We start from the raw sequence: 26,995 nt of genomic DNA on the forward strand, positions 1-26,995 counted from the left end.
GGCCTCCTACAGCTCGATGCTCATGCCGTCATAGGCGACTTCGACGCCCCGACGCTGGACCTCGGCCCGCTCCGGCGACGCTTCGTCGAGGATCGGGTTGGTGTTGTTGATGTGGATCAGCACCTTGCGCTGGCGCTCGAACCCGTCGAGCACCTCGAGCATGCCGCCCGGGCCGTTCTGGGCCAGGTGGCCCATCTCGCGGCCGGTGCGGGTGCCGACGCCGCGGCGCTGCATCTCATCATCCTCCCACAGCGTGCCGTCGACCAGCAGGCAGTCGGCGTCGTGCATCATGCGCAGCAGCGCGTCATCGACCTGGCCCAGGCCGGGCGCGTAAAACAGCGTGCCGCCGGTGCGCAGGTCCTCGACCAGCAGGCCCAGGTTGTCGCCGGGGTGCGGGTCGAAACGGTGGGGCGAATAGGGCGGCGCGGCGCTGCGCAGAGGGAAGGGCGTGAAGCGCAGGTTCGGGCAGGCCGGGATGACGAAGCTGCCCTGCAGCTCGATGCGGTTCCAGTGCAGGCCGCCGTTCCAGTGGCTGAGCATGGTGAACAGCGGGAAACCCGTGCTCAGGTCCTGGTGCACCATGTCGGTACACCAGACCTGGTGCGGGCAGCCTTCGCGCAGGCTCAGCAGGCCGGTGGTGTGGTCGATCTGGCTGTCGAGCAGCACGATGGCGTCGATGCCGGTGTCGCGCAAGGCTCGCGCCGGCTGCATCGGCGCGAAGGCCTGCAGTTGTGCGCGGATGTCCGGCGAGGCGTTGCAGAGGATCCAGTGCTCGCCGTCGTCGGACAGGGCGATCGACGATTGGGTACGGGCGCTGGCGCGCAGCGTGCCGTCGCGAAAGCCCTTGCAGTTGACGCAGTTGCAGTTCCACTGCGGGAAGCCACCGCCTGCGGCGGAGCCAAGGATCTGGATGTACATGGAGACTCCGTGACCAAAAATGAAAACGCCCCGGCAAAGCCGAGGCGCCCTGACGCGTGGGGCATCAACGGCTGGCGAAGTACATGGTCACTTCGAAGCCGATGCGCAGGTCGGTGTAAGCAGGTTTGGTCCACATAGGAAAACTCCTTCCGGGGGGAATCAGGGGAATGCCAGGTATTGGGCGTCGTTTCAGGGGCGAGGTTCCCTCGGGGCAGGCGCCTACGTATTACAAGATGCGATGAAAGGCATCGGCGTGTCCGCAGGTGTCATGCCGCAAGAGAGATCGGCTCGGCCAAGGTGGAATGATAGCGTGCTAATGAACGAAGTGCGATCTCTGTGCCAGCCAGCCCGGCGGCATCGGACCATTGGCCAGGCACTGCCACCCCTCGTCAGGCGTGCGCAGACTGGAGAGCGTACGGTCCAGGTCCGCCTGGGTCACGTCGCCGAGCCGCTGGCGAAGGTCGCCCAGACAGTCCGGTCGAGCGGCCAGGTGCGCCTGCCAGTACCAGGCCGCCGTCTCCTGATCTTCCAGGGTCGACGGCGCGAGCTGGTCGAGCAGCGCGTGCTGCCGTTCAGGGGTCAGCGTTACCGGGGCGTCCAGCACCTCTCGCACATGCTCCAGCAGACGGTGCGGGTCGGTGCCGGGCGACTGCACGCCGAACAGCAGGCCGTGTCGGCCTTCGACCGTGCGGAATCCGCTGAAGACGGCATAGCCCAGTTGCAGCTCCACCCGCAGACGCTGGTAGAACGGGCCTTGCAGCGCATGCGCCAGCAGGCGGCCTTCTGCCTCGCGCGGGGCAGGCACGGGGCAGAACAGCAGCAAGGCGTGTTCGCGGCTGGCGGTGGTGACGGTGTGCCAATGCGCGGCTTCGAGGGTCGGGCGTGGCGCAGGCCGCGCCACCTGGCCTGGAAGCGACTGCAGGACCGCGCCCAGTACCGCCAGCGCCTGCGGGTCGAACCCCAGGGCCATGCCGTGCCAGCGGGCCTCCCGCCACTGCCGGTCGAGCGTGGGCTGCCCAGCCTGCTCGTCGGCCCGTGCTTCAGGTGCCGTATCGAGGGCCAGGCATGCAGGCAATTGCTTGAGCAACGCCCGGATTGGCATCAAGGGGGGCTCAAGGTCGGAGAGGTCGCACGCGGCGTCGTCCAAGGGGGCCTGGAGTGCGGCAAGGACATCTGGCAGGGCATGGAGCACGGCCGCCGGTCGACCTGTGCAGCGCAGTTGCCACTGGGCGCCCAGGTCCTCGCTCTGGAGGGTGAGCGCAGCACGCCGGGCGCGTGTCTGCAAGGCGCTCAGCCGACGGGCGAGGCAGGTGACTTCATGGGTCTGGAGCGGCCGAGGGAAGTGCCAGCGCAGGTAGAGGACGGCCAGGCCCTGCGAGGCAGATAGCGCGTCGCAGGTGACCAGCTGTGGCGGCACGGGGTGGGGGGGCAGCGCCGGCAGGGCCGGGTCGAGCCAGGCATCGACCGGGGGTAGATGCCAGGCCCCTCGTTCTGCGGTGGGGCAGTGCGCAAGCAACACATGCAGGGCGTGTCGTGCCTGGGCATCGAGCCCCTGGAAAGGCCGTCCGCAGCTGTCGCGGCGGGCCAGGTCGAGCGCGCTCGCCCGTTCACCCTGCGCCTGCTGCATGCGTCCGAATTCATCATGTAGCGGTGCCAGGTCGTGGGTCGCGAGAAAGCCCAGCCAGCCCTGCAGCAGCCGTTGCACCTCGTCGGCGTGCACCGGGTCGTCAAGCTGCACATGCAGGGACCATAGGGCCTGGTCGGCATGGCTGTACAACACCTCGGTGCTCACCTCGCGCACCCAGCCGCGTTGTTCGAGCAGGCCTCGCCAGGTGCCTTCCCGGTCATCTGTTAGCCAGCCCAGCAGGGCTTCCAGGGCGGCTTCGGCGCCTTCGGGGAGCGCTTCGTGGGCGAACAGCAGGTCCAGACGCGTGCCGTCCTGACGGGGTAGCAGAGGCGTCTCGAGCAGCGGTGGTGGCGTCTGCCGGAGCGCGGGCGTGCCTGGGCGCAACAGCCGGCCGAAGGTGTCGCCCAAGGCCTGCAGCGTCTCCAGCGGCTGTGGCCCGCACAGGCTCAAGGTGATGTGCGCGCCCTGGTAGAAGCGCTGGTGAAACCCGTGCAAGGCCTGCTGGAACGCCGGATCTTGTATGGGCAGGGTATAGCGGTTGCCGGCCTGGAACGCGCTCAGCGGATGCCGTGGCGATACCCGTTGCAGGCGCGCGAAAGCCTGCTGCGCCTGGGCATCCCGCGACCAGGCGATGAACTCGGCGTGGATCACCTCACGCTCGCGGCACTGCCTGGCCAGGCCCAGGTCCGGCTCGGCGAGCATTTGACACAATCGCTCGAGGCTGCCGGCCAAGGCCGGCGGCGGCACCTCGAAGAAGAAGTCGGTGGTGCGCTCGCGGGTGCTGGCGTTGACCTGGCCTCCGTGGCGCTGCACGTGCCGCATCAGCCCGTCCTCGAGCGGAAACCGCGCGGTGCCGAGAAACAGCAGGTGCTCGAGAAAGTGCGCCAGCCCCGGCCAGGCCGCCGATGCGTCGTGGCTGCCGGCCTGGACGCGCAGGGCCGCGGCGCTGCGTTTGAGGTGCGGCGCATGGCGCAGGGTCAGGTGCAGGCCGTTGTCCAGCACGAGGTGGCGGGTGATATCAGGCATGGGGGCTCCCGTGAAACGAGCCTCCATGCTAGCGGATATCAGCGGCGAGGCGCAGCGCCGTGCAGGTCGTGGCGCACATCGCTCAGGTAGGGGAAGTCGGCGCGGCTCGCGGTCAGGTGATCGCGGTTCAGGTCCGCCAGCAACAGGCATGCCTCCTGCCCGGCCATGGCCAGCAGGCTGCCGTCTGGCGCGACGATGCTGCTCTGGCCGCAGTAGACCAGCGTCGCTTCGGCGCCACAGTAGTTGGCGTAGACCAGGTAGCACTGGTTTTCCTGGGCCCGCACACGCACGGTGAACTGGCAGACGAAGTCGTAGGGCACCATGTTGGCAGTGGGCACCACGATCAGCTCGGCGCCGGCCAGCGCCAGGCGCCGGGTATTCTCTGGGAACTCGACGTCGTAGCAGATCAGCAGCCCGAGTTTCCAGCCTTCCAGCTCGACCACCGGGAAGTGGTCGTCACCTGGGCTGAACAGGCTGCGGTCCAAGGCGCCGAACAAGTGCGTCTTGCGGTAGTTGCACAGACGGCGGCCATTGGCGTCGATCAGCTGCACGCTGTTGTAGCACGCCCCCTCGTGCCCTTGCTCGGGATAGCCGTAGACGATCGCCAAGCCCTGCTGCTGGGCGATGGCCGCCACGGCCTGCGCCGAAGCGCCGTCCACGGGCTCGGCCAGGCGGGTGACGGCCTCGAGACCGATATCGTAGCCGGTCAAAAACATCTCCGGGCACACCAGCAGGCGCGCCCCTTGGGCTGCCGCCTGCTCGGCCTGCTGGCGCAGGCGCTCGAGGTTGCCGGCGACGTCGAGCGGGCCAGGATGGCCTTGAAACAGGGCGATGCGCATCGAAGGGCTCCAGGTGTCAGTCGGGCAGGGCGATCGGGCCGATCTCATCGAACACGTCGCCGGGGCCCGGGTTGTCCGGGTGGGTCCGGCCACCGAAGTGGGTCATGATACCCCACACCGCATTGAGCGATGTCTGCACCGCGCCTTCGACCCAGGCCGGTGTCCATGATACGTCGTCGCCGGCTAGGAAGATGCCACGGTGTTCGGCCGGCATGTCCTGCTGCATGAAGTGGGCGTACATGCGCTGGTTGTAGCGATAGTGGCCAGGCAGGGCGCCCTTGAAGGCTCCGAGGAAATACGGGTCGGCCTCCCAGGAAATGGTGATCGGGTCGCCGATGATGTGCCCGGCGATGTCGGTCTTGGGGTAGATCTTCTTCAGCGCGTCGAGCGCCAGCTGCACGCGCCGCTCCACCGGGTGCGGCAGCATCTTCAGCGCATCGCTCATCCAGGCGTAGGACAGGCAGATCACCCCCGGCCGGTCGTCACCGTTGTCGAACAGGTAGGTGCCCCGGGTCAGCCGGTCGGTGAGGGTCATGCTCAGCAGGTCGCGGCCGGTCTCCGGGTCCTTGTCCTTCCAGAACGGCCGGTCGACCATGACGAAGGTCTTGGACGACTGCATGTAGCGGGTGCGGTCCAGCGCCATCCACAACTTCTGCGAGAACAGCGATTCCTCGCAATCGATCTGGGTGGTCAGCAGCCAGCTCTGGCAGGTGACCAGCACGGCGGCGTACTCGCGGGTGTCGCCCCAGCTGTCGGTCACCGCCAGGCGCTCGTCGGCCCCTCGGGCGATACGCCGTACGCCACTGCGCGGCGCACCCCCATGCAGCGAGCGCAGGCTGGTGCCGGCCGGCCAGTGCACGCAGCGCTCCGGCACGTGTCGCCAGATGCCCTGGGGCACCTGCTCCACGCCCCCGACCACCAGGTGCTGGTGCTCGTCGCAGTTGGTCATCACCACCCGGAAGATCTCCAGCATCGAGTTGGGGAAGTCCGAGTCCCAGCCACCGGTGCCGAAACCGACCTGACCGAACACCTCGCGGTGCAGGAAGCTCAGCTTGGCGAAGGCCTGCGAGGTGGCGACGAAATCGTAGAAGGTACGGTCGTCCCACAGCGGCACCAAGGTGTTCCACAACGCTTTGAGGCGCGGCACGTCGCGTTCGCGGATGGCCTGCTGGATGTCGCTGAACTGGGCACGGTCTTCCAGGGCATCGGCCCAGGCTTCGGCCACTTCATGGAACAAGGCGGGCAGGTCTGCCGGCGACTCGGCATAGAAAGTCTGCCCCTCCAGGTCGATCACCGTGCTGCTGGAGGCCGCGCTCAGGGGGTTGGGAAAGGGTTTGGTCTTCAGGCCCAGCTTGTCGACGTAGTGATAGAACGCCGTGGACGACACCGGAAAGCGCATCCCGCCCAGCTCGGCGACGATGCCGTCGGTGCCGTTGAAGGCCTGCGAACGCAGCCGCCCACCCAGCTTGGACGCTTCGTAGACCACCGGCTTTAGGCCCAGTTTCATCAACTCGTAGGCCGCCACCAGCCCGGCGATCCCCGCGCCGACGATGGCGACTTCCTCGCCGTGCCGGTCGGTCGGCACGCTGCCCAGACCGGCGGGGTGCTCGAGCCAGTCGTCGAAGGCGAAGGGAAAATCCGGGCCGAACAGGGTGACCGGGGGTTTGCCATCGGCGGGGTGACGGTTCTTCTTGTTCATGTCGTGGCCTTGGGCGGGGTAGCGGGATGGAATGAGTATAGGTAGGGCTGAGTGACAGGTTAGAGGGGGAGGGCGTGGGAAGTAAGACGAAAGGTGATGGCGGATTGTGTGGGTTTTTAGCGTTGTGACGAGGTGGTGGGTGAAAGTGACGAACCGCTTTGGTTTTGCAGGGGAAGCGGGGGCTAATCCTGGGTGATGAACCTGGAGGAAATGAGAGCGCTGGTTTTACGGGCCCTGTGGGCCCGATCGCGGCACTGGGGCCGCTCCTACAGGTGACCGCGATAGCCTGCAACCCTGCGGTAGGGCTACGGGTGTAGGAGCGGCCCCTGTGCCGCGATCGGGCCCGCTAGGGCCCGCAAATCCAACACCACCGACCGATCAGGCACACCCATCCAGCGCAGCCAAAACGCTCCGCCACCCCACGAATTCACACCGGCTCCCCCCGATCCACCTTGTGACTCAGGATGATCGACGTGGTCGTCCGCTCCACCCCCTCGACCATACCGATCTGGTCCAGCAGCTCATCCAGCGCCTCGGGCGAATCGCTGCGCAGCCACGCCACATAGTCATACTCCCCACTGACCGCACACAGCTGCCGCACCTGCCCCATGGCGCTCAAGCGGCGCACCACCTCCTTGCCCGACCGCGGCCTGACACTGATCCCGACGTAAGCCTGCAAGCCTCCCTCGCTCATGCGCCGACCAAGCCGCACCCCATACCCCGTGATGACCTTGGCCCGTTCCAGCCGTGTCAGGCGCGCGTCCACCGTGGTCCGGGCGATACCAAGCTGTCGGGCGAGGTTGGCGACGGTCTCGCGGGCGTCGAGTTGAAGGAGATCGATCAGCTTGCGGTCGATGTCGTCCAGGGGGATAGCGTGCAGGTCGGACATGGGAAGGCTCGATGGGGAAGGCGATACCGTACGGCGTACTGGTTCAGATCGGCAAGTGTCTGAGCGTGTGTTGCCTGAAGAGACTCGGCCGTGAGCCGATTAGCGCGGCTATTCGGCTCATCGGATGAGCCGAATACAATGACTGGCTTGTTCCGTCGCGTGAGAACACGTCATGAGTGCGCCTTTGTGGATATGGCAGCAATCTGAATGGCCTGGTTTTCGAGACATCGAAAGGGTGTTAACGAAAGCCCGGTTCTGGCACGTGTACCGTGGGCAAGTGCTTTCAGCAGAGTAGATCAAGGTCCTCAATCGTTTGCTCGATGGCGGAGAACGGGGCTTCGAGGAAGGCCTCAACGCCGCGCAGTACCAGGCGGTGGCGAAGGTCTCGAAAGCGACGGCGACACGGCATCTGAGCGATCTGGTGCAGAAGGGGTGTCTGGTGAAGCTGCCGGGGGGAGGGCGTAGTACGCGGTACAGGGTGGCGCAGGTGTGAAAGCAAGAGGATGCGCGCGCTGGGCGTGCGCCGAGGGCGCCCATGCGATGAGTGCGGTATCGACATCAGGCTGGACATCGACAACGGATAGGCCGAGCGAGCGATCCTCTCCGAAATTACCTCTCGCGTTTGGCCTCTTTCCTACAGCGATCCATACCCTTCGGACCTATCCCACGTCCACTGTCTCCAAGGTCTGGCTGCCAGGATAGGCGTTCGTCGCTAAAGTCTTCCCGCCGCCGCAACCTTGGCGATCGGGCGTGAGGCCACGCCGATTCTGTTAGAAGGCATGCTGTCATGGGAGCCGTGCGCGAGCAGGCATTGCCTGGCCGGAGTCAGCCTCCTGTATCGCCGGTTCTCACCCCGCGTACGGCTGCCACCCGTTGCGTCGTAAAGTGCAATCATTGGATACGACACAACTTTGATTTTTCGTAAAGTCTTGTATACCGTACATATCCGACCAAATGTCACGTATTCAGAACATGGACTACGAACTGATCGCTACTCGTCTTGGTACCCAGATTCGACAACGACGAGTCAACCGTGGGCTGACGCAAGCCAAGCTTGCTGCCTTGGCCTGCGTTACACGGCAGAAAATCGTCGCCATCGAAAAAGGTGACCTTTCGGTAGGGATGGCAACCTACGCGCGTGCGCTAGGGGCCCTAGGTTGTGAGTTCACCGTCACCCCTGCGGTCCTGCCTACTCTCGACGAAATTAATGGAATCTTCGATTGATGGACACTGCGCTTCAGGTGATGACACCACAAGGCGAGAGCGGGAAAGTCTTCGTCAGATCAGGCGACTATCTGTTTCGCTATCACGACGACGCGAGGGCGCAGGCGGCGATCAGCCTGCTCATGCCTGTACGTCTGGACGACTACCACCACCGCGAACTGCATCCGATCTTTCAGATGAACCTGCCGGAAGGTTACGTTCTGGAGCAGTTGCGCAACCGCCTGGCCAAGGTAACGCCTGTTGACCCTATGTTGCTTCTGGCATTGTCCGGCAGCAGTTCGCCCATAGGACGAGTCGCGGTCAGCTCGCTCGAAGTCGATGCATTGTTGCAGCGGCAGCAGTTTCCGGGAGAACGGCTGGATGAAATCCTTGCCTGGGACGGGGCTGAGGATATCTTTGCCGGTTTAGTGGACCGCTATATCCTGCGCGCCGGGATTTCGGGCGTGCAGCCAAAGGTGCTGGTGCCAGAGCACCAGGACTCGATGCCGCAGCGCTTCACGTCGAAAACGTCTGACCTCATCATCAAAAGCGGCAGGGATGAATTCCCAGGCCTGGCGATCAACGAGTTCCTTTGCATGTCCGTAGCCCGGGAGGCCGGAATCGCAGTGCCCGAATTCTATTTGTCCGATAACGCCAAGCTGTTCGTGATGCGCCGCTTCGACCGAGACGAAGAGCTCAACCCCCTTGGCTTCGAGGACATGGCGGTTCTGATGGGGCTGACGACCGGACAGAAATACAGCAAGAGCTACTCAGCCATCGCGAAGGCGATACGTATGTTCTGCAGTGCTGACCACGTGAGCGAGTCGCTGGAGCAATTGTTCGCTATCGTGAGCTTGAGCTGCATCGTCGGCAATGGTGATGCCCATTTGAAGAACTTCGGATTGCTGTACACCGAGCCGACCCAGCACACGGCCCGGCTCGCGCCTGCCTATGACATCGTCAACACAACCGCCTACCTTCCACAGGATGTTCTGGCGCTCGATCTGGTGGGCAACAAGTCGCTGTTCGCTTCACGCCAGGGGCTACTGGATTTTGCCCAGATCTGTAACGTGGAGCATCCGAAAGAGGTGATTCGAGGGCAGTTGGCTGCGTTGGAACGGGTACTGGATCGATCACCCGAGCTGCGCGAGCAGGCGCCTGATGTGGTCGCTGCGATCAAACGCTGTGCCGAACTGTTCTTGCAGACGTTTGGTTGATGCCTATCGCGTCTTAAGACAGCATGTTGCCGTGATCGATAGCGAGGCCTGTGGCCAGGAACAATCAACGTGATCAGAGGGATCTGAAACGTATGAAGCCGCGCAAGGCGCGGCTTCAAAGATGGTGGGCCCACACGGACTCGAACCGTGGACCAAAGGATTATGAGTCCTCTGCTCTAACCGACTGAGCTATAGGCCCCAGTGGTCGGCCGATTATAACGGCGGTTGAGGGTAGGTGCCATCCGAAAGATCGGAAAATGCTATGCGTAGAAACGTCTGGGCGAATTCTTCCGCTGGCATCGGCAGCCCGACGATGTACCCCTGGATCTGCTCGCACCCTTCATCGGCCAGGAATTGCTGCTGGGCCGGGTTCTCCACGCCCTCGGCGATGATGGTCAGCTGCATGCTCCGGCCCAGGGCGATGATGGCCCGGGCGATGGCTGCGTCGTGGGGGTCGTCCGGCAGGCCGCGGATGAACGATTGGTCGATCTTGAGGATGTCCAGCGGCAGGCGCTTGAGGTAGCTGAGCGAGGAGTAGCCGGTGCCGAAGTCGTCGATGGCCAGCTGCACGCCCAGGTCCTTGAGCTGGTACAGGATCGCCAGGGCTTCCTCGGCCTGGCTCATGATGAAGTTCTCGGTGATTTCCAGTTGCAGGTCGCCTGCATTCAGCTGATAGCGCTCGAGCAGGTGCTCGATGCGTGCGGTCAGTTGGGTCTGGCGCAATTGCGCACCGGCCAGGTTGATCGAGAGCGGGCCGAAGGGCTGGTAGTGCTGTTTCCAGGCCTGCATCTGCTGGCAGGCCTGCTCCAGCACCCAGTCACCCAGCTGCAGGATGCTGCCGTTCTCTTCGGCCAGGCCGATGAAGTGCTCGGGCGACACCTCGCCAAAGGTGGGGTGGGTCCAGCGGATCAAGGCTTCGGCGCCGACCAGTGTCTGGGTCTTGAGACTGAGCTTGGGCTGGAAGCGCAGGCTTAGTTCGCCGCGCTCGATGGCGCGGCGCAGTTCGTGTTCCAGCGCGATGCGTTCGCTGGCCTGCACGGTGAGGTCGCGCGTGTAGGCTTCGACACGGTTGCGGCCCTTGGCCTTGGAGCGGTACATGGCGGCGTCGGCATTGCGGATCAGGGTGGCGACGTCGGTGCCGTCCTGGGGGTACAGGCTGATGCCGATGCTGGCGCTGGTGAAGAACTCGTGCTCGCCGGCCTGGAACGGTGCGTGGAAACAGGTCAGCAGCTTGTCGGCGATGGCACTGGCGTCGCTTGGTTTGTGCAGGCCGGGCAGCAGGATGATGAACTCGTCGCCGCCCAGCCGTGCCACGGTATCGACGTCGCGCACCTGCTCCTTGAGGCGATGGGCGATACCCTTGAGCAGCAGGTCGCCGACCGGGTGGCCGAGGCTGTCGTTGATGTGCTTGAAGCGGTCCAGGTCGAGGAACAGCACGGCGCCCTGGCGGTTGGAGGTCTGCTCGCTGGCGAGGGTGGCATGCAGGCGTTTCTCGAACAGGGCGCGGTTGGGCAGACCGGTCAGCGAGTCGTGGTGCGCCTGGTGGTCGAGCTTGGCCTGGGCGTGCTTGATGCTGGAGATGTCGGCGAACACTGCCACGAAGTGGGTCAGCTCGCGCTCCGTGGTGCGTACGGCGCTGATGGTTAGCCAGCCGGGGTAGATTTCACCGTTCTTGCGCTTGTTGTAGATCTCGCCCTGCCAGTGGCCTTCGGCGTTGAGCTGGTGCCACATGGCGGCGTAGAAGGCGCTGTCGTGCTGGCCGGAGGCGAACAGCCTGGGGGTCTGGCCGAGCGCTTCCAGCTCGCCGTAACCGGTGATCTCGCTGAAGGCGCGGTTGACCGCCGTGATGCGTTGTTCGGTGTCGGTGATCAGCACGCCTTCGGCGGTGTTCTCGAACACGGTGGCGGCCAGGTGCAGTTTTTCCTGCATCAGGTGCCGCTCGGTGACGTCACGGGCAATGGTCAGGATGCAGTCCACGCCCCCGATGGGCAGAGGCCGTGCGGACAGTTCGCACAAGCGGATTTCGCCGTCCTTGCGGCGGATCAGGGCGGTGAAGTCGCGGACGAAACCATCGCGATCGAGTCGTTCGATCATGCGCAGACGGTCGTCGGGGTTCACCCACAAGTCGATGTCCACCGATGTCTGCTCGCTGCTCGAATCGACGCGGTGTCCGGTCAGGCGACGGAAGCCGTCGTTGGCCTCCATCAACAGGCCGTCGTGCTGTCGCGTCAGCAGCAGGCCATCGAGAGACGCATGGAACGCCTTGGCGAACTTCTCTTCGGAGGTCTGCAGCTGTTGCTGTGTCTGCTTCAGCTCGGTGATGTCGCGCACCGTCACCACCGAGGCCAGCATGTTGTCGAGCTGGAAGTTCTCGGCCGAGGTCAGGCCGGTGAACAGCTCGCCGTCGCTGCGGCGGAAGGTCATTTCCAGGTTGCGGATGCCGCCGGCCTGCAGGCGGGCGAGCAGGGCGGGGGCAGTGTCGTCGGTGCCCCACAGGTTGAGTTCGGTGGGCGTGCGACCAATGACCTGCTCGGCCCGGAAGCCGATCTGTTCCTCGAACGCCTTGTTGACTTCCAGCAGCGCGCCGTCACTGTGCCGGGCGATGACCAGGATGTCCGGGCATTGGGCGAAGACCGATGAAAACTTCTGCTCCGACAGGCGCAGGGCGGTCTCGGTCCGTTTGGCTTCACTGATGTCGATCAGCAGCCCTTGCATCAAGGGGCGGTCGCCACGCTCGATCAGGTCGATCACCGTGTGCACCCACAGGCATTGGCCGTCTGCACGGACCAGTCGACAATCGAAGCTGAAGTCCCGGCCTGCCGCGGTTTCCCGGTGGCACAACGCGAGGACCCAGCTGGCATCGCTGGGGTGCAGGATGGCCTGCCAGAAGCCTGGCTTGAGCCACTCGTTGAGCGGGTAGCCCAGCAGGCCCTCGGCATGCGGTGACACGTAGCCGAACGTGAAGTGCTCGGCGTCGGCTTCCCATGCGATGGCGGACAGGCCTTCCACCAGTCCGCGGTAATGGTGCTCGCTACGGCGCAGCTCCTTTTCCAGGGCAATGCGCCGTGCGTTCTCCGAGGTGAGCTTGCGGTTGGTGCGGATGACCGTCAGCAACATGATCAGCAACAGCACGATGCCGGGCAGCCCATACACCAGCGAGTCGTGCCAGAACGTGCGCTGGTCCACCACATCGCCCACCCAGCGCTGTTGCAGGGCGGCGACTTCAGCCGGATCGAGGTCGGCAATCGCCTTGTCGAGGATACTGGCCAGCACCTCCTGACCACGCGGCACGGCCATCGCCAGCTGATAACGCAAGGGCGTCTCGCCACTGACGTGCAGCCCGTTGAGTTTCAACTGGCGCAGGCTCCAGATGCTGGAGGCGAGGTCGCTGACCACGGCATCGACCTCGCCGGTGGCCAGGGCTTGCAGGGCGGAGCCGACATTGGGCATGGGGGCCAGGGTGATGGCCAGGCCACTGTCGTGCAGCAGCTCATACGGGGCTCGGCTGGCCAAAACACCGACACGCAGCCCCAGCAGGTCGTCGATGTGGCGCGGCTGCGGGCCACCGTCGCGCGCCAGGATCACGATGGGGAAGTCCAGGTACGGACGTGTGAAGGTCAGGATCCGCTGGCGCTGCACCGTTGGCATGATGCTGGGCAGCGCGTCCACCTGCTGGGTACGCGCCTGCTCGATGACCTGCGGCCAATCACTGGCCTGCACGGGTTCCAAGCGAATGCCCAACCGTTTTTCGATCAGTTTTACATAGTCGGCAGCCAATCCCTGGTAACGACCGTCCTGGCCACGGTACTCGAACGGCGGCCAAGCGCTGTCTACGCCCAGGCGCACGCGCGGGTGCGCCTTGAGCCAGGCGTGTTCTTCATCTGTCAGGGCAAGGGCGCCGGCGGTCGCGCTCCATACCAGCAGGAGCGGCAACAGAAGGGCCGGCAAAAAGGGCATTCTGGGGTCTCGATCAATTGGACTGTTTCGAGTGTAGACGTGCATCGTTCTGCCAGAGTGACAGAAACGCCAACTGGAGAGGGTTTTTCGCACGCTGGGCATCGTGATCGTCAAGAAGCGCCCATAAAAAAGCCCACTACCAGGAGTGGGCTCTTCAAGGTGCCTCGTGGCGCCAGTTACTCGTCGAGGAACGAGCGCAGGTGCTCGCTGCGCGTCGGGTGACGCAGCTTGCGCAAGGCCTTGGCTTCGATCTGACGAATCCGCTCGCGGGTCACATCGAACTGCTTGCCGACCTCTTCCAGCGTGTGGTCGGTGTTCATGTCGATGCCGAAGCGCATGCGCAGGACCTTGGCTTCACGCGCGGTCAGGCCCGACAGCACGTCGCGGGTCGCTTCCTTGAGGCTTTCGACCGTGGCCACGTCGATCGGAGACTGCATGGTGGAGTCCTCGATGAAGTCGCCCAGGTGGGAGTCTTCATCGTCACCGATCGGCGTCTCCATGGAGATGGGCTCCTTGGCGATCTTCAAGACCTTGCGGATCTTGTCCTCGGGCATCTCCATGCGCTCACCCAGCTCTTCCGGCGTCGGTTCACGCCCCATTTCCTGCAGCATCTGCCGGGAAATACGGTTGAGCTTGTTGATCGTCTCGATCATGTGCACCGGAATACGGATGGTGCGTGCCTGGTCGGCGATCGAACGGGTGATGGCCTGACGAATCCACCAGGTCGCGTAGGTCGAGAACTTGTAGCCACGACGGTATTCGAACTTGTCCACCGCCTTCATCAGACCGATGTTGCCTTCCTGGATCAGGTCGAGGAATTGCAGGCCGCGGTTGGTGTACTTCTTGGCGATGGAGATCACCAGACGCAGGTTGGCCTCGACCATTTCCTTCTTGGCGCGCCGTGCCTTGGCCTCACCGATCGACATGCGACGGTTGATGTCCTTGATCTCGGCGACGGTCAGGCCGGTTTCGGCTTCCAGGTCGATCAGCTTCTGCTGGCAGGCGACGATGGCCGCGTCCTTCTCGCCCAGTGCAGCCGCCCACTTGGTGCTGCGACGGGAAAGGTCGCCGCTCCAGGTCTGGTCGACTTCGTTGCCCGGGAACAGGCGCAGGAAGTCGGCACGTGGCATGCGCGCATCACGTACGCACAGCTGCATGATCGCACGCTCTTGGGCGCGCAGACGGTCCAGGGCGCCGCGGACGCGCTCGACCAGGGCTTCGAACTGCTTGGGCACCAGCTTGATCGGCATGAACAGGTCGGTCAGCGCCAACAGGGCCTCGACCGATTCCTTGCTTTCACGCGGGTGCTTCTTCAGGACTTTCTTGGTCAGCTCGAGCTGCTCGGCAACCGCGCCGAAGCGCTGGCGAGCGATTTCCGGGTCAGGACCGCTCTCGGTCTCTTCCTCGTCGTCGCTGCTGTTGTCGCTCTCTTCTTCCTCCTCGTCGTCGTCCTTGGCCGTGGCGGCCTTGGCGGCGATCTGAGGCGCTTCTTCGTTCGGCGTGGCGATGTTGTCATCGGGATCGATGTAACCGCTGAGCACGTCGGACAGGCGGCCACCTTCGGTGGTGACACGCTCGTATTCGCTGAGGATATGGTCGACGGTGCCCGGGAAGTGCGCGATGGCGCTCATCACTTCGCGGATGCCTTCCTCGATGCGCTTGGCGATTTCGATCTCGCCTTCACGCGTCAGAAGCTCGACGGTACCCATTTCACGCATGTACATGCGCACCGGGTCGGTGGTGCGACCGATATCGGTTTCAACGGCTGCCAACGCAGCGGCGGCTTCTTCAGCGGCAGCTTCGTCGGTGTCGGCCTCGGCCAACAGAAGGGCGTCCGCATCCGGAGCACTCTCGAATACGTTGATCCCCATGTCGTTGATCATGCGGATGATGTCTTCCACCTGCTCCGGATCTGAAATATCCTCGGGCAGGTGGTCGTTGACCTCCGCGTAAGTCAGGTAGCCCTGCTCACGACCGCGGGTGATCAACTCTTTGATACGAGACTGCTGTTGCGCTTTTCCGGACATAACACCCTATCCACTGAAGGTCTTGGCGGGCAAAAAACAAGCCGAGGATTATACCCGAGCATGGACCTCACGCGCCAGATGAGGTCGGGTTTTGTGCAGAGATGTTCCGGCTGAGCAGTTCGCGCAGCTGGTTCTTTTCCTCCGCGCTCAAGTCGCTTTGACGCGCTTTCCTGAGCAGATGTTCCAAGGATCGTTCGCGCTGACGGGCGGACAATCGAGTAATGGTGTCGAAAAACTGTTGTTCAAGGTTGTCGGCGTCGATCAGCCATTCCTTCTCGGCCAAGGCCCGCAACAACCGCCCCTGTTCGGTACCGTGCCAGCGTGCGATCAACTGCAGCGAACGCAGGTCAGGGTTCTTCTGCAAGGCTTCGAGCAGGGCCACCAGCAATTGCGCGTAGAGGTGGTCCTCGGCGGCGAAATGGCTGGCATCTTCGACCTTCCTGGCCAGTTGCGGGTGATGCAGCAGGCTGCGCAGGGCAGCCAGCGTCGGCGGCTCCACGGGGGCCGGCACACGGGGCGGCGCCTCCTGGCGCTGGCCGTCGCGCTGCCAGGGTTTCTTGCCCTTCTTGTCCCAGGGCTTGCCGTCCCACGGCTTCTTGCCACCGGCCGAGGGCGTCGCCCAGGCGGGCTGCGCAGCGCCTTGATCGAAGGCATAGGGGTCGAACGCGTCCGTGTCGGGCAGGTAGCCGGGCGGTGCGCCATAGTCCGGCCCCGGCTCGTAGCCGGGTGGGCTGTCGGCAGGGGCGCGCTGGGCCATCTCTTCGATCTGCTGCAGGTCCAGGCCGGTGATTTCCTTGAGCCGGTTGCGCATCAAGGCGCGCAGGTTGGCCCCGGGTACCTTGTCGATCAACGGCGCGGCCAGCGTCACCATGTGCGCCTTGCCCTCCAGCGAGCGGGGGTCGGCCTCCAGGCTCAGCTGCTCGAAGAAGTAGTCGGCCAGGGGTTGCGCATGCTGCTGGATGCGGGCCCGGAAGGCATCGGTGCCCTCGGCGCGCACCAGGGTGTCGGGGTCCTCGCCTTCGGGCAGGAACAGGAAGCGCGCACGCCGTCCGTCCTGCAGGCTCGACAGGGTCGACTCCAGCGCACGCCAGGCGGCCTTGCGCCCGGCCTGATCGCCGTCGAAGCAGAACAGCACGTGCGGCACCACCCGGAACAGGCGCTTGAGGTGTTCTTCGCTGGTGGCCGTGCCCAGGGTCGCCACGGCATTGCGCAGGCCTTGCTGGGCCAGGGCGATGACGTCCATGTAGCCCTCGACCACGATGATCTCGTCGAGGTTGCGGTTGAACTTGCGCGCCTCGTACAGCCCGTACAGCTCCTGACCCTTGTGGAAGACCGGCGTCTCCGGCGAGTTCAGGTACTTGGGCTTGTCGTCGCCGAGCACGCGGCCACCGAAGGCGATGACCCGGCCACGGGTGTCGCGGATCGGAAACATCACCCGGTCACGGAAACGATCGTAGCGCTTGCCGCTGTCGGCGTTCTCGATCAGCAGGCCGGCATCGATCATGGCCTTTTGCTGCAAGCTGTCGCTGCCCAGGTGCTTGCCCAGGTTGTCCCAGCCAGGCGGAGCGAAGCCCAGGCCGAAATCCCGGGCGATCTCGCCGGACAGGCCGCGACCCTTGAGGTAGTCGACCGCGGACTTTCGCGTCGGGTGGCTGCGCAGCGCCTGGCGGTAGAACTCGGCCGCGGCTTCCAGTAGCGGGTAGAGCGGCGAGTCCACCGGTTGTCGCGGCTTCTGCCCGCGTCGGCTGTCCTCGCGCGGCACTTCCATGCCGGCCGCACGCGCCAGCTCCTCGACGGCCTGGGGGAAGTCCAGGTTGTCGTGGTCCATGATGAAGCCAAGGGCGTTGCCACCGGCGCCGCAGCCGAAGCAGTAGTAGAACTGCTTGTCGGGGCTGACGGTGAAGGACGGGGTCTTTTCCTTGTGGAACGGGCAGCAGGCCGAATGGTTTTTGCCGGCCTTTTTCAGCTGGATGCGCGAACTCACCACGTCGACGATGTCGGTGCGGTTGAGAAGGTCGTCGATGAAGCTCTGGGGAATCAGCCCGGCCATGGCAGTCTCGTCATCTGGCAACTGCAAGTCTAAGCGCGAAAACGCGGTTCGAGGCGAGTGATGCTAAATACATGAGGGGAGGTGTGCTCGCCGGCAGCCACGAAGGCCCGTCAGTGAGGACGTGCACGACTGGTCATGGACCAGCTCTGACGTAGAATACCGCTTGCCCGCTGGCTTCTGCCGGGGCACCCAAGGCGCATGGCCCAAGGCTTGAATCGACCGCTGCCATCGGCCCGGTGCATGACCGGGCAGGGCAGAAGCTGTGCGATGAACGCCTGTATTAGTACAGACGAACGGCGCGGCGCTGTTCGCGCTGGACTTTCTTGGCGTGACGCTTGACGGCTGCAGCAGCCTTGCGCTTGCGCTCGGAAGTCGGCTTCTCGTAAAACTCGCGGCTACGAACTTCAGCCAGTACACCGGCTTTTTCGCAGGAGCGCTTGAAACGACGCAGAGCTACGTCGAAGGGTTCGTTCTCTTTAACTTTGACGGCTGGCATCCAGGGCTACCTTAATTCATTACCGGGGTGGACGTTACTCCTGAACAAAAGGTGCGCTGGAGAACGTCGGTTTTCAAGGGTTGCGGATGTTAACCCCTGGCGCGCCGGAATGCAAAGCCTCTGATCGAAAACCGCTGGTCGGCACCCGACACGCGGACTATCATGCGCGCCTTCGAATTGAGCCGCCGACAGGCACGGGACCCATGCTAGTACTGGGATTGGAAACATCATGCGACGAAACCGGCGTCGCATTGTACGACAGCGAGCGTGGCCTGCTGGCCGACGCGCTGTTCAGCCAGATCGACCTGCACCGCGTCTATGGCGGCGTGGTGCCCGAGCTGGCCTCGCGCGACCACGTCAAGCGCATGCTGCCGCTGATCCGCGAGGTCCTGCAAGAGGCAGGGCGCGTACCCACCGACATCGACGCCATCGCCTACACCGCCGGCCCTGGACTGGTCGGTGCCCTGCTGGTCGGTGCCTCGTGTGCCCAGGCACTGGCGTTCGCCTGGGGCATCCCGGCGATCGGTGTGCACCATATGGAAGGCCACCTGCTGGCGCCCATGCTCGAGGCGCAGCCGCCGCAGTTCCCGTTCGTCGCCTTGCTGGTGTCCGGTGGGCACACCCAGCTGGTGCGCGTCGATGGTATCGGTCAGTACGCCTTGCTGGGTGAAAGCCTGGACGATGCGGCGGGCGAGGCGTTCGACAAGACCGCCAAGCTGATGGGCCTCAACTACCCGGGCGGGCCGGAGATCGCGCGCCTGGCCGAGCAGGGCACCCCGGGGCGCTTCGTGTTCCCTCGGCCGATGACCGACCGTCCGGGCCTGGCGTTCAGTTTCAGCGGGCTGAAGACCTTCGCCCTCAACACCTGGCAGCACTGCCAGCAGGTTGGCGATGACGGCGAGCAGACGCGCTGCGACGTGGCCCTGGCCTTCCAGCAGGCCGTGGTCGAAACCCTGACCATCAAGTGCAAGCGCGCGCTCAAGCAGACCGGCCTCAAGCGTCTGGTCATCGCCGGTGGGGTCAGCGCCAACAAGGCCCTGCGTCTGTCGCTGGAGCAGATGCTGGGCGATCTCAAGGGCGCCGTCTACTACGCACGCCCGCAGTTCTGCACCGACAACGGCGCGATGATCGCCTACGCCGGTTGCCAGCGACTGCTGGCCGGGCAGCGTCAGGACCTGGCGATCAGCGTGCAGGCGCGCTGGCCGATGGAGCAGTTGCCTGCGCTCTGACGCTCCCGGTGTCGAGGTCAGAAATGTCGTTCACGACCCGAGAACAGGTCGCGCAGGTTGCGACGGTGGCGCCAGACGATCAGTACAGTGAGCACGGTCGCCGGCAACAGGGCGTCCGGCTCGCGCCAGGCCAGCAATGGCAGGATCAGCGGGGTGGCGATCAAGGCAGCCAGCGAGCTGGTGCGGGTCAGGTAGAGGGTCAGCGACCAGACCACCATCGCCAACAGCGCGGCGGGTGGATAGACCCCCAGCAGCAGGCCGGCCGCCGTAGCCACGCCCTTGCCGCCCTTGAACCGGAAGTACAGTGGATACAGGTGGCCGAGCACCGCGCACAGGCCGATCCAGGTCTGCGCCTGCAGGTCCAGGCCGACCTGGCGCGCGATCAGTACCGGCGCAAGCCCCTTGCACAGGTCGCCCAGCAGCGTCAGGATCGCCAACTTGCGTCCGGCCAGGCGTAGCATGTTGGTGGCGCCTGCATTGCCGGAGCCATTGACGCGCGGGTCGGGTCGGCCATTGAGCTGGCTCAGCACAATGGCGAAGGACAGCGAGCCGAGCAAATAGGCGAGCAGCGCCAATGACCAAAACATGCTAACTATTCCGGGCGAGGACGCCCTGATTCTAACGGCGCCCGTCGCCCTTGTCGTGCTGTGGAGAGAAGTGCTTGGACAGAGTGTTCATCGAAGGCCTGGAAGTCGACACCGTGATCGGCGCCTATGACTGGGAGCGCGACATTCGTCAGTGCCTGCGCCTGGACCTGAGCTTCGCCTGGGACAACCGGCCCGCCGCGGCGGGCGACGACCTGAGCCTGGCGCTGGACTATGCCAGTGTCTCGACGCGCATCCAGGCATTCGCCGAGCAGGCCCGCTTCGAGCTGGTCGAGACCTTCGCCGAGCGTCTGGCGGCGGTCCTGATGGCCGAGTTTGGCATCCCCTGGTTGCGCCTGCGCCTGACCAAGCCTGGCGCGGTGCCGGCTGCGCGTGGTGGGGTGGGTGTGGAGATCGAACGCGGATGTCTGTGAGTACCGTCTACCTGGGGCTGGGCAGCAACGTCGAGCGCGAGACGCACCTGTGCGCGGGCCTCGACGCGCTGGCCGGTATCCTCGACGGCATGCGCTGCTCGCCGGTGTTCGAGAGCCAGGCCGTGGGCATCAAGAGCGGGCCGTTCTACAACCTGGTGGTGACCGGCCAGACGCGGTTGCCGCTGATAGAGCTGGACCGCCGGCTCAAGTTCATCGAGGCCGACAACGGTCGCTATGCACCGGACCGCAAGGGCCTGCCCCTGGACATCGATGTGCTGATGTTCGACGACCTGAACGGCACCTTCGACGGCCTGGTCCTGCCCCGTGCCGAAATCCTGAAAAATGCCTTCGTCCTGTGGCCATTGTCGCTGATCGCCCCGAATGTGGTGCACCCGGTCGTGGGCAAGCCCTTGGCCGAACTGTGGGCGCAGGCACGGATCGACCAGGTGCTCAAGCCCGTGCCGTTCCAATGGCGCGGCCAGCCGCTGACGCCGGTCCTGCACGCCGACTGACCGCGCCGTAGGTAGCCTTCAGGCTTCGCCGTGGGCACGCCTGAAGGCGTCCAGCGCCGCCAGTCGCTCGGCCTTCATCGCTTCGCCCAGCGCCGGGCCTGTCAGGCCTCGCTCGACCAGGGGCCTGGCCTGCACGGCGCGCGCTGCAGTAGCGGCGCCACGCAGGTAATCACCCGGCGCGTAATCCTCTGATCTTGAATCGGCAGCGGCCCGTGCCTGGGTCTGGCAGGCTTCAATGAATGCCTCGAAGCGTTGAGGTCGACGGTAGACGTCGAAGCGCTGCAGCATCTCCAGCAGCGCTTCGGCCGACAGCGTCAAAGCGCGATGACCTTCTCCCTGGAACTGAGCCACCAGCGCTGCCAGTTCCTGACATTCCCGGGGCACCTTGAACCGTCGGCTGACGGCGTCGATGGCACTCAGGTCGGCCTGATCAGAGGCATCCGGGTCCGTGCATCCGATGTGATGCAGCAGGCACGCCCAACGTACCGGCAAGGGCTGCTCGTCACGCGCCGCCTGTGCCAGCACGGCCAGAGTCCGCTCCCCGCGTGAAGCCACCGGGGCGAACAGCGCATCCAGTTCGGGCATCAGGTGCGCCAGTGCTCCACACTCGCGCAACACCTGGATGAACACCTGGGGCTGGGTTTCCATCAAGGCCCGTTCGATCTCCTTCCAGCTGCGCTCGGCGGTCAGGGCGTGCAGCTCTCCCGAGTCGCTGATCTGGCGCATCAAGGCCAAGGTCTCGTCGGCAATCCGAAAGCCCAGGGGCGCGTAACGCGCGGCGAAGCGGGCCACGCGCAGCACGCGCAAGGGATCTTCGGCGAAGGCCGGCGATACATGGCGCAGCCAGCGTCGTTCGAGGTCCTGGCGGCCGTGGTAGGGATCGTGCAGCACGCCCTGCGGGTCTTCGGCCATGGCGTTGATGGTCAGGTCCCGGCGCATCAGGTCCTGTTCGAGCGTGACGTCGGGGCTGGCGTGGAACGTGAACCCTCCATAGCCGCGCCCACTCTTGCGCTCGGTCCTGGCCAGCGCGTATTCCTCGCCCGTGGCAGGATGAAGGAAGACGGGAAAGTCCGCGCCCACGGGACGATAGCCGAGCGCCTGCATCTGTTCGACGCTGGCGCCTACCACTAGCCAGTCGATATCGCTCACGGGCAAGCCGAGCAAGCGGTCGCGCACGGCGCCGCCCACTTTGTAGATGTGCATGTGTCACCTCCAGTGCGGCCCACAGGATACCCTGTCGGCCGCCAGGGGGCGCATTCAGATGTGGGCGATACCACTGGGCGGGCGCAGCTCGCCACCCTCGCGTTCGTTCTGCGAAGGCATGTGGTGGGTCTTGACGACCTTGTCGCCCTGCACGGACTCCAGATGGATACCGAAGCCCCACAAGCGGTGCAGGTGCTTGAGGACCTCGTCGGTCGACTCGCCCAGCGGCTTGCGGTTGTGCTGCTGATGGCGCAGGGTCAGCGAGCGATCGCCACGCCGGTCGATGCTCCAGATCTGCACGTTGGGTTCACGGTTGCCCAGGTTGTACTGCGCCGCCAAGCTCTCGCGGATGGTGCGATAGCCGTCATCGTCGTGAATGGCCGGGACCGTCAGGTCATCGCGCTGATCATCGTCGAGAATGCTGAACAGCTTCAGGTCGCGAATCACCTTGGGCGACAGATACTGCAGGATGAAGCTCTCGTCCTTGAAGCTGCTCATGGCGAACTTGACGGTGGCCAGCCAGTCGCTGCCGGCGATGTCGGGGAACCAGCGTCGATCTTCCTCGGTAGGGTGCTCGCAGATCCGGCGAATGTCGGTGTACATGGCGAAGCCCAGCGCGTAAGGGTTGATGCCGCTGTAGTAGGGGCTGTCGAAGCCTGGCTGGAACACCACGCTGGTGTGGGACTGCAAGAACTCCATCATGAAGCCGTCGGTCACCAGCCCTTCGTCGTACAGGTCGTTCATCAGGGTGTAGTGCCAGAACGTCGCCCACCCTTCGTTCATCACCTGGGTCTGCCGTTGCGGGTAGAAGTACTGGGCGATCTTGCGCACGATGCGCACCACTTCGCGCTGCCAGGGCTCGAGCAGCGGGGCATGCTTCTCGATGAAGTAGAGGATGTTCTCCTGTGGCTCGGCCGGGAAGCGCGCCTCGTCGTGCTCGCTGATCTTCTCGGCGCTTCTGGGGATGGTGCGCCAAAGGTCGTTGATCTGTCGTTGCAGGTGCTCTTCACGGTCCTTCTGGCGCCGACGTTCTTCTTCCGCGGAAATCGGGTAGGGACGCTTGTAGCGGTCGACCCCGTAGTTCATCAGGGCATGACAGGAGTCGATCAGGTCCTCCACCGCATCGATGCCATGGCGCTCCTCGCACTGCGCGATGTACTGCTTGGCGAACACCAGGTAGTCGATGATCGAGCTGGCATCGGTCCAGGTGCGGAACAGGTAGTTGCCCTTGAAGAAGCTGTTGTGGCCATAGCAGGCATGGGCGATGACCAGTGCCTGCATGCACATGGTGTTCTCTTCCATAAGGTAGGCGATGCACGGATCGGAGTTGATCACGATCTCGTAGGCCAGGCCCATCTGCCCACGGGTGTAGGACTTCTCGGTGCTGAGGAACTGCTTGCCGTAGGACCAGTGGTGGTAGCCCAGGGGCATGCCGACGGACGCATAGGCGTCCATCATCTGTTCGGCAGTGATCACCTCGATCTGGTTGGGATAGGTGTCCAGCGCATAGCGCTCGGCCAGGCGGCTGATTTCACGGTCGTAGGTGCGGATCAGGTCGAAGGTCCACTCGGACCCCGTCGAGATCGGCTGGCGTCGCTGTTCTCTGGCGCTCATGTGGCTAACCTGCGCTGAAAGAGTTCACGGAAGACCGGGTAGATGTCGCCGGCCGAGACCAGTTGCTGCTGAGCGAAACTGTCGGCGAAGGCGTCGGCGATGCGCTCGTATTCGTACCACAGGGCTTGGTGTTCGCGGGGCGTGATCTCGACGTACGTGTAGTACTGCACGTGCGGCATGATCTGCTTGGCCAGGATGTCCCGGCAGACCGGGGAATCGTCGTTCCAGTTGTCGCCGTCCGAGGCCTGTGCGGCGTAGATGTTCCAGTCGCTGGCCGAGTAGCGGGCGCTCATGATCTCCTGCATGAGTTTCAGGGCGCTGGAGACGATGGTGCCGCCGGTTTCCCGCGAGTAGAAGAACTCTTCCTCGTCCACTTCCCGGGCGCTGGTGTGGTGACGGATGAACACCACTTCGATGCGCTCGTAGTTCCGCTTGAGGAACAGGTACAGCAGGATGAAGAAGCGCTTGGCGATGTCCTTGGTGGCCTGGGTCATCGACCCCGAGACATCCATCAGGCAGAACATGACCGCCTTGGAGCTGGGGTTGGGTTGCTTGACCAGCAGGTTGTACTTGAGGTCGAAGGTGTCCAGGAATGGCAGACGATTGATCCGCACGCTCAAGCGTGCGATTTCGGCTTCGATCGCCTGGATGTCGGTGAAGTTGTCGGGCTCCTCGACTTTCAGCCGGGCCAGCTCGGCCTGGGCTTCGCGCAGGGCGGCGCGGCTGCTGCCGGTGAGCGCGATGCGTCGGGCATGGGCGGAGCGCAGGGTGCGGACGATGTTGATGCGCGAGGGGTTGCCTTCGCTGCTGATGCCTGCGCGCACGGTCTTGAAGGTATCGATGCCGGTCAGGTGACGCTTGACCAGGTTGGGCAGCTCGAGGTCCTCGAACATGAACTCGAGGAACTCTTCCTGGGTGATCTGGAACACGAAGTCATCCATGCCCTCGCCACCGTTGCCAGCCTTGCCCTGGCCACTGCCGCCTCCACCCCCGCCTTGCGGACGTGGAATGCGCTCACCCGTCACGAATTCCTTGTTGCCGGGATGCACGACCGTCTGCCGTCCTCCACGGCCATGGTGCAGCACGGGCTCGTCGATGTCCCGACCCGGGATGCTGATCTGTTCGCCGTGCTCCATGTCGGTGATGGAACGACGACTGACCGCCTCTTCGACGGCCTTCTTGATGTGGTCACGGTAGCGCCGCAGGAACCGCTGGCGGTTGACCGTGCTCTTGTTCTTGCCGTTCAGGCGTCGGTCGATTACGTAACTCATGGATCCTCCGGATGCAGCGGCACGGGGGCTGGGGGCTGCAAGCGGTAAGCCGCAAGCTGCAAGAAAACGCAGGTGTCGCTATCGCAGACGTCGTCACGACGTGCTCAGGTGGCGTAGCGGCAGGCATGACCCTGTCGGGTGCATGGCGTACGCCACGCTCGCTTGCCGCTTGCCGCTTCCGTTACTGCGATTTCCTGACGCGCAGGTACCATTCCGAGAGCAGGCGGACCTGCTTGTCGGTGTAGCCACGCTCCACCATCCGGGTCACGAAGTCGTTGTGCTTCTGCTGGTCCTCCTTGCTGGCCTTGGCGTTGAAGCTGATGACCGGCAGCAGGTCTTCGGTGTTGGAGAACATCTTCTTCTCGATCACCACGCGCAGCTTCTCGTAACTCAGCCAGGTCGGGTTCTTGCCGTTGTTGTTGGCACGGGCGCGAAGCACGAAGTTGACGATCTCGTTACGGAAGTCTTTCGGGTTGCTGATGCCTGCCGGCTTCTCGATTTTCTCCAGCTCTTCGTTGAGCGCGATGCGATTGAGGATCTCGCCGGTTTCCGGGTCGCGGTATTCCTGGTCCTGGATCCAGAAGTCGGCGTACAGCACGTAGCGGTCGAAGATGTTCTGGCCGTATTCGCTGTAGGACTCGAGGTAGGCGGTCTGGATTTCCTTGCCGATGAACTCGACGTAGCGAGGTGCCAGGTATTCCTTCAGGTAGCGCAGGTAGCGCTCACGCACTTCGGCCGGGAACTGTTCCTGTTCGATCTGCTGTTCGAGCACATAGAGCAGGTGCACCGGGTTGGCGGCGATCTCGACCGAATCGAAGTTGAACACCTTGGACAGGATCTTGAAGGCAAAGCGGGTGGAAAGCCCGTTCATGCCCTCGTCGACACCTGCCGAGTCGCGGTATTCCTGGATCGACTTGGCCTTGGGGTCGGTGTCCTTGAGGTTCTCGCCGTCGTAGACCCGCATCTTCGAATAGATGTTGGAGTTTTCCGGCTCCTTGAGCCGTGACAGGACGGTGAACTGCGCCAGCATCTTCAGGGTGTCGGGGGCGCAATGGGCCTTGGACAGCGAGCTGTTGACCAGCAGCTTGTCGTAGATCTTGATCTCGTCGCTGACCCGCAGGCAGTACGGCACCTTGACGATGTAGATACGGTCGATGAAGGCTTCGTTGTTCTTGTTGTTGCGGAAGCTGTGCCATTCCGATTCGTTGGAGTGGGCCAGCAGGATGCCGGAGTAGGGGATCGCCCCCAGGCCTTCGGTACTGTTGTAGTTGCCTTCCTGGGTGGCGGTGAGCAACGGGTGCAGGACCTTGATCGGCGCCTTGAACATCTCCACGAATTCCATCAGACCCTGGTTGGCCCGGCACAGTGCGCCCGAATAGCTGTAGGCGTCGGCGTCGTTCTGCGGGAATTCCTCGAGCTTGCGGATATCCACCTTGCCCACGAGGGCCGAGATGTCCTGGTTGTTCTCATCGCCCGGTTCGGTCTTGGCCACGGCGATCTGGTTGAGAATCGACGGGTACAGCTTGACCACCCGGAACTTGGAGATGTCGCCGCCAAACTCCTGCAGGCGCTTGGTGGCCCACGGCGACATGATGGTGTTGAGGTAACGGCGGTCGATGCCGTATTCCTCCTGGAGTATGGCGCCGTCTTCAGTCGCATTGAACAGGCCCAGGGGCGTCTCGAAGACCGGCGAGCCCTTGATCGCGTAGAACGGGACCTTTTCCATCAGTTGCTTGAGCTTTTCAGCCAGCGACGACTTGCCGCCGCCGACCGGGCCGAGCAGGTAGAGGATCTGCTTCTTCTCTTCCAGGCCTTGGGCGGCGTGGCGGAAGTACGACACGATCTGGTCGATGCACTCTTCCATGCCATGGAAGTCGGCAAAGGCCGGGTAGCGACGGATCACCTTGTTGGAGAAGATCCGCGACAGCCTGGAGTTGGTGGAGGTGTCGATCAGCTCGGGCTCACCGATCGCCATCAACAGGCGTTCTGATGCCGAAGCGTAGGCACTGCGGTCTTGCTTGCAGAGTTCGAGGTACTCCTGCAAGGACATTTCTTCCTGGCGCGTTGACTCGAAACGTTGTTGGAAGTGGCTAAAGATACTCATGACGTCACCTCGCTCGATACGTGGAGCCGACGCCGGATCATTCAGCGGATGCTGGCAGACGAACGACTGAGCCGATCGCTGTTACCCCCCAGAACC

20 protein-coding genes and 1 tRNA gene are annotated in these 26,995 nt (G+C 64.0%); 6 read left to right on the plus strand and 15 right to left on the minus strand.

The features are described 5' to 3' along the window. Nucleotides 1-6: 6 nt before the first annotated feature. The 5 genes from APT63_01540 to APT63_01560 form a co-directional block, all read right to left on the minus strand. Nucleotides 7-918, minus strand: coding sequence for a pyrroloquinoline quinone biosynthesis protein B (locus tag APT63_01540; GenBank protein AMA44402.1), 912 nt, complete (start codon nucleotides 916-918; stop codon nucleotides 7-9). Nucleotides 919-1,231: 313 nt separating this feature from the next. Next, a complete protein-coding gene (locus APT63_01545; protein AMA44403.1) occupies nucleotides 1,232-3,571 on the minus strand; it encodes a hypothetical protein in 2,340 nt (779 codons plus the stop codon). A 38-nt stretch (nucleotides 3,572-3,609) separates the two neighbouring features. Beyond that, the gene (locus APT63_01550) at nucleotides 3,610-4,410 is read right to left on the minus strand and encodes a carbon-nitrogen hydrolase (GenBank protein AMA44404.1); all 801 of its coding nucleotides are present in this window, start codon (nucleotides 4,408-4,410) and stop codon (nucleotides 3,610-3,612) included. A 16-nt stretch (nucleotides 4,411-4,426) separates the two neighbouring features. Beyond that, nucleotides 4,427-6,109 carry an amine oxidase gene (locus tag APT63_01555; GenBank protein AMA44405.1) on the minus strand — a complete coding sequence of 561 codons (1,683 nt, stop codon included), beginning with the start codon at nucleotides 6,107-6,109 and terminating at the stop codon, nucleotides 4,427-4,429. Between the two features lie 427 nt (nucleotides 6,110-6,536). Continuing rightward, nucleotides 6,537-6,998, minus strand: coding sequence for an AsnC family transcriptional regulator (locus APT63_01560; protein AMA44406.1), 462 nt, complete (start codon nucleotides 6,996-6,998; stop codon nucleotides 6,537-6,539). 313 nt (nucleotides 6,999-7,311) lie between these two features. Here APT63_01560 and APT63_01565 point away from each other — a divergent pair, with 313 nt between their 5' ends. From APT63_01565 to APT63_01575, 3 genes are all read left to right on the plus strand, one after another. After that, nucleotides 7,312-7,491 carry a hypothetical protein gene (locus tag APT63_01565; protein AMA44407.1) on the plus strand — a complete coding sequence of 60 codons (180 nt, stop codon included), beginning with the start codon at nucleotides 7,312-7,314 and terminating at the stop codon, nucleotides 7,489-7,491. 479 nt (nucleotides 7,492-7,970) lie between these two features. Continuing rightward, the gene (locus APT63_01570; protein AMA44408.1) at nucleotides 7,971-8,222 is read left to right on the plus strand and encodes an XRE family transcriptional regulator; all 252 of its coding nucleotides are present in this window, start codon (nucleotides 7,971-7,973) and stop codon (nucleotides 8,220-8,222) included. After that, nucleotides 8,222-9,418: a phosphatidylinositol kinase gene (locus tag APT63_01575; protein ID AMA44409.1), complete on the plus strand. Its 1,197-nt coding sequence runs from the start codon at nucleotides 8,222-8,224 to the stop codon at nucleotides 9,416-9,418. Before APT63_01570 ends, APT63_01575 begins: the two co-directional genes overlap by 1 nt. A 122-nt stretch (nucleotides 9,419-9,540) precedes the next feature. Here the strand turns inward: APT63_01575 and APT63_01580 are convergent. The 5 genes from APT63_01580 to rpsU form a co-directional block, all read right to left on the minus strand. Then, nucleotides 9,541-9,617 (minus strand) — tRNA-Met (locus tag APT63_01580). 14 nt (nucleotides 9,618-9,631) lie between these two features. Further along, nucleotides 9,632-13,375, minus strand: coding sequence for a diguanylate cyclase (locus tag APT63_01585; protein ID AMA44410.1), 3,744 nt, complete (start codon nucleotides 13,373-13,375; stop codon nucleotides 9,632-9,634). Nucleotides 13,376-13,551: 176 nt separating this feature from the next. Further along, nucleotides 13,552-15,402 (minus strand): RNA polymerase subunit sigma-70, encoded by a 1,851-nt coding sequence (locus APT63_01590; GenBank protein AMA44411.1) that lies wholly within the window; start codon nucleotides 15,400-15,402, stop codon nucleotides 13,552-13,554. A 67-nt stretch (nucleotides 15,403-15,469) separates the two neighbouring features. Then, on the minus strand, nucleotides 15,470-17,452 hold the full coding sequence (locus APT63_01595; protein ID AMA44412.1) for a DNA primase: 1,983 nt from the start codon (nucleotides 17,450-17,452) through the stop codon (nucleotides 15,470-15,472). Nucleotides 17,453-17,732: 280 nt separating this feature from the next. After that, nucleotides 17,733-17,948: a 30S ribosomal protein S21 gene (gene rpsU / locus APT63_01600; GenBank protein AMA44413.1), complete on the minus strand. Its 216-nt coding sequence runs from the start codon at nucleotides 17,946-17,948 to the stop codon at nucleotides 17,733-17,735. 203 nt (nucleotides 17,949-18,151) lie between these two features. On the opposite strand from rpsU, the gene APT63_01605 reads away from it, so the two are divergent. Further along, nucleotides 18,152-19,177, plus strand: coding sequence for a tRNA N6-adenosine(37)-threonylcarbamoyltransferase complex transferase subunit TsaD (locus APT63_01605; GenBank protein ID AMA44414.1), 1,026 nt, complete (start codon nucleotides 18,152-18,154; stop codon nucleotides 19,175-19,177). Nucleotides 19,178-19,194: 17 nt separating this feature from the next. On the opposite strand, the gene APT63_01610 is transcribed toward APT63_01605, so the two are convergent. Beyond that, entirely contained in the window at nucleotides 19,195-19,764 is a 570-nt protein-coding gene (locus tag APT63_01610; GenBank protein ID AMA44415.1) for a glycerol-3-phosphate acyltransferase, read from the minus strand. Nucleotides 19,765-19,838: 74 nt separating this feature from the next. On the opposite strand from APT63_01610, the gene APT63_01615 reads away from it, so the two are divergent. Then, nucleotides 19,839-20,195, plus strand: coding sequence for a dihydroneopterin aldolase (locus tag APT63_01615; protein AMA44416.1), 357 nt, complete (start codon nucleotides 19,839-19,841; stop codon nucleotides 20,193-20,195). Further along, nucleotides 20,186-20,707: a 2-amino-4-hydroxy-6-hydroxymethyldihydropteridine pyrophosphokinase gene (locus tag APT63_01620; GenBank protein ID AMA44417.1), complete on the plus strand. Its 522-nt coding sequence runs from the start codon at nucleotides 20,186-20,188 to the stop codon at nucleotides 20,705-20,707. The genes APT63_01615 and APT63_01620 overlap by 10 nt, the downstream gene beginning before the upstream one ends. An 18-nt stretch (nucleotides 20,708-20,725) precedes the next feature. Here the strand turns inward: APT63_01620 and APT63_01625 are convergent, their stop codons facing one another. The 4 genes from APT63_01625 to APT63_01640 form a co-directional block, all read right to left on the minus strand. Continuing rightward, complete coding sequence (locus APT63_01625; GenBank protein ID AMA44418.1) at nucleotides 20,726-21,910, minus strand: multifunctional CCA tRNA nucleotidyl transferase/2'3'-cyclic phosphodiesterase/2'nucleotidase/phosphatase; 1,185 nt, start codon at nucleotides 21,908-21,910, stop codon at nucleotides 20,726-20,728. Between the two features lie 54 nt (nucleotides 21,911-21,964). After that, nucleotides 21,965-23,524 (minus strand): SpoVR family protein, encoded by a 1,560-nt coding sequence (locus tag APT63_01630; GenBank protein ID AMA44419.1) that lies wholly within the window; start codon nucleotides 23,522-23,524, stop codon nucleotides 21,965-21,967. Further along, nucleotides 23,521-24,795 (minus strand): hypothetical protein, encoded by a 1,275-nt coding sequence (locus APT63_01635; GenBank protein ID AMA44420.1) that lies wholly within the window; start codon nucleotides 24,793-24,795, stop codon nucleotides 23,521-23,523. The genes APT63_01630 and APT63_01635 overlap by 4 nt, the downstream gene beginning before the upstream one ends. A 181-nt stretch (nucleotides 24,796-24,976) precedes the next feature. Next, nucleotides 24,977-26,899, minus strand: a complete 1,923-nt coding sequence (locus APT63_01640) for a serine protein kinase PrkA (GenBank protein AMA44421.1) — start codon at nucleotides 26,897-26,899, stop codon at nucleotides 24,977-24,979. Nucleotides 26,900-26,995 lie beyond the last annotated feature (96 nt).

It is taken from the genome of Pseudomonas monteilii, from assembly GCA_001534745.1.
Classification (GTDB): Bacteria; Pseudomonadota; Gammaproteobacteria; order Pseudomonadales; family Pseudomonadaceae; genus Aquipseudomonas; species Aquipseudomonas alabamensis.

Coding starts and splice junctions, on each gene's coding strand:
- APT63_01540 (AMA44402.1), bottom strand. CDS start 918: ATGTACATCCAGATCCTTGGCTCCGCCGCAGGCGGTGGCTTCCCGCAG.
- APT63_01545 (AMA44403.1), bottom strand. CDS start 3,571: ATGCCTGATATCACCCGCCACCTCGTGCTGGACAACGGCCTGCACCTG.
- APT63_01550 (AMA44404.1), bottom strand. CDS start 4,410: ATGCGCATCGCCCTGTTTCAAGGCCATCCTGGCCCGCTCGACGTCGCC.
- APT63_01555 (AMA44405.1), bottom strand. CDS start 6,109: ATGAACAAGAAGAACCGTCACCCCGCCGATGGCAAACCCCCGGTCACC.
- APT63_01560 (AMA44406.1), bottom strand. CDS start 6,998: ATGTCCGACCTGCACGCTATCCCCCTGGACGACATCGACCGCAAGCTG.
- APT63_01570 (AMA44408.1), top strand. CDS start 7,971: ATGGACTACGAACTGATCGCTACTCGTCTTGGTACCCAGATTCGACAA.
- APT63_01575 (AMA44409.1), top strand. CDS start 8,222: ATGGACACTGCGCTTCAGGTGATGACACCACAAGGCGAGAGCGGGAAA.
- APT63_01585 (AMA44410.1), bottom strand. CDS start 13,375: ATGCCCTTTTTGCCGGCCCTTCTGTTGCCGCTCCTGCTGGTATGGAGC.
- APT63_01590 (AMA44411.1), bottom strand. CDS start 15,402: ATGTCCGGAAAAGCGCAACAGCAGTCTCGTATCAAAGAGTTGATCACC.
- APT63_01595 (AMA44412.1), bottom strand. CDS start 17,452: ATGGCCGGGCTGATTCCCCAGAGCTTCATCGACGACCTTCTCAACCGC.
- rpsU (AMA44413.1), bottom strand. CDS start 17,948: ATGCCAGCCGTCAAAGTTAAAGAGAACGAACCCTTCGACGTAGCTCTG.
- APT63_01605 (AMA44414.1), top strand. CDS start 18,152: ATGCTAGTACTGGGATTGGAAACATCATGCGACGAAACCGGCGTCGCA.
- APT63_01610 (AMA44415.1), bottom strand. CDS start 19,764: ATGTTTTGGTCATTGGCGCTGCTCGCCTATTTGCTCGGCTCGCTGTCC.
- APT63_01620 (AMA44417.1), top strand. CDS start 20,186: ATGTCTGTGAGTACCGTCTACCTGGGGCTGGGCAGCAACGTCGAGCGC.
- APT63_01625 (AMA44418.1), bottom strand. CDS start 21,910: ATGCACATCTACAAAGTGGGCGGCGCCGTGCGCGACCGCTTGCTCGGC.
- APT63_01630 (AMA44419.1), bottom strand. CDS start 23,524: ATGAGCGCCAGAGAACAGCGACGCCAGCCGATCTCGACGGGGTCCGAG.
- APT63_01635 (AMA44420.1), bottom strand. CDS start 24,795: ATGAGTTACGTAATCGACCGACGCCTGAACGGCAAGAACAAGAGCACG.
- APT63_01640 (AMA44421.1), bottom strand. CDS start 26,899: ATGAGTATCTTTAGCCACTTCCAACAACGTTTCGAGTCAACGCGCCAG.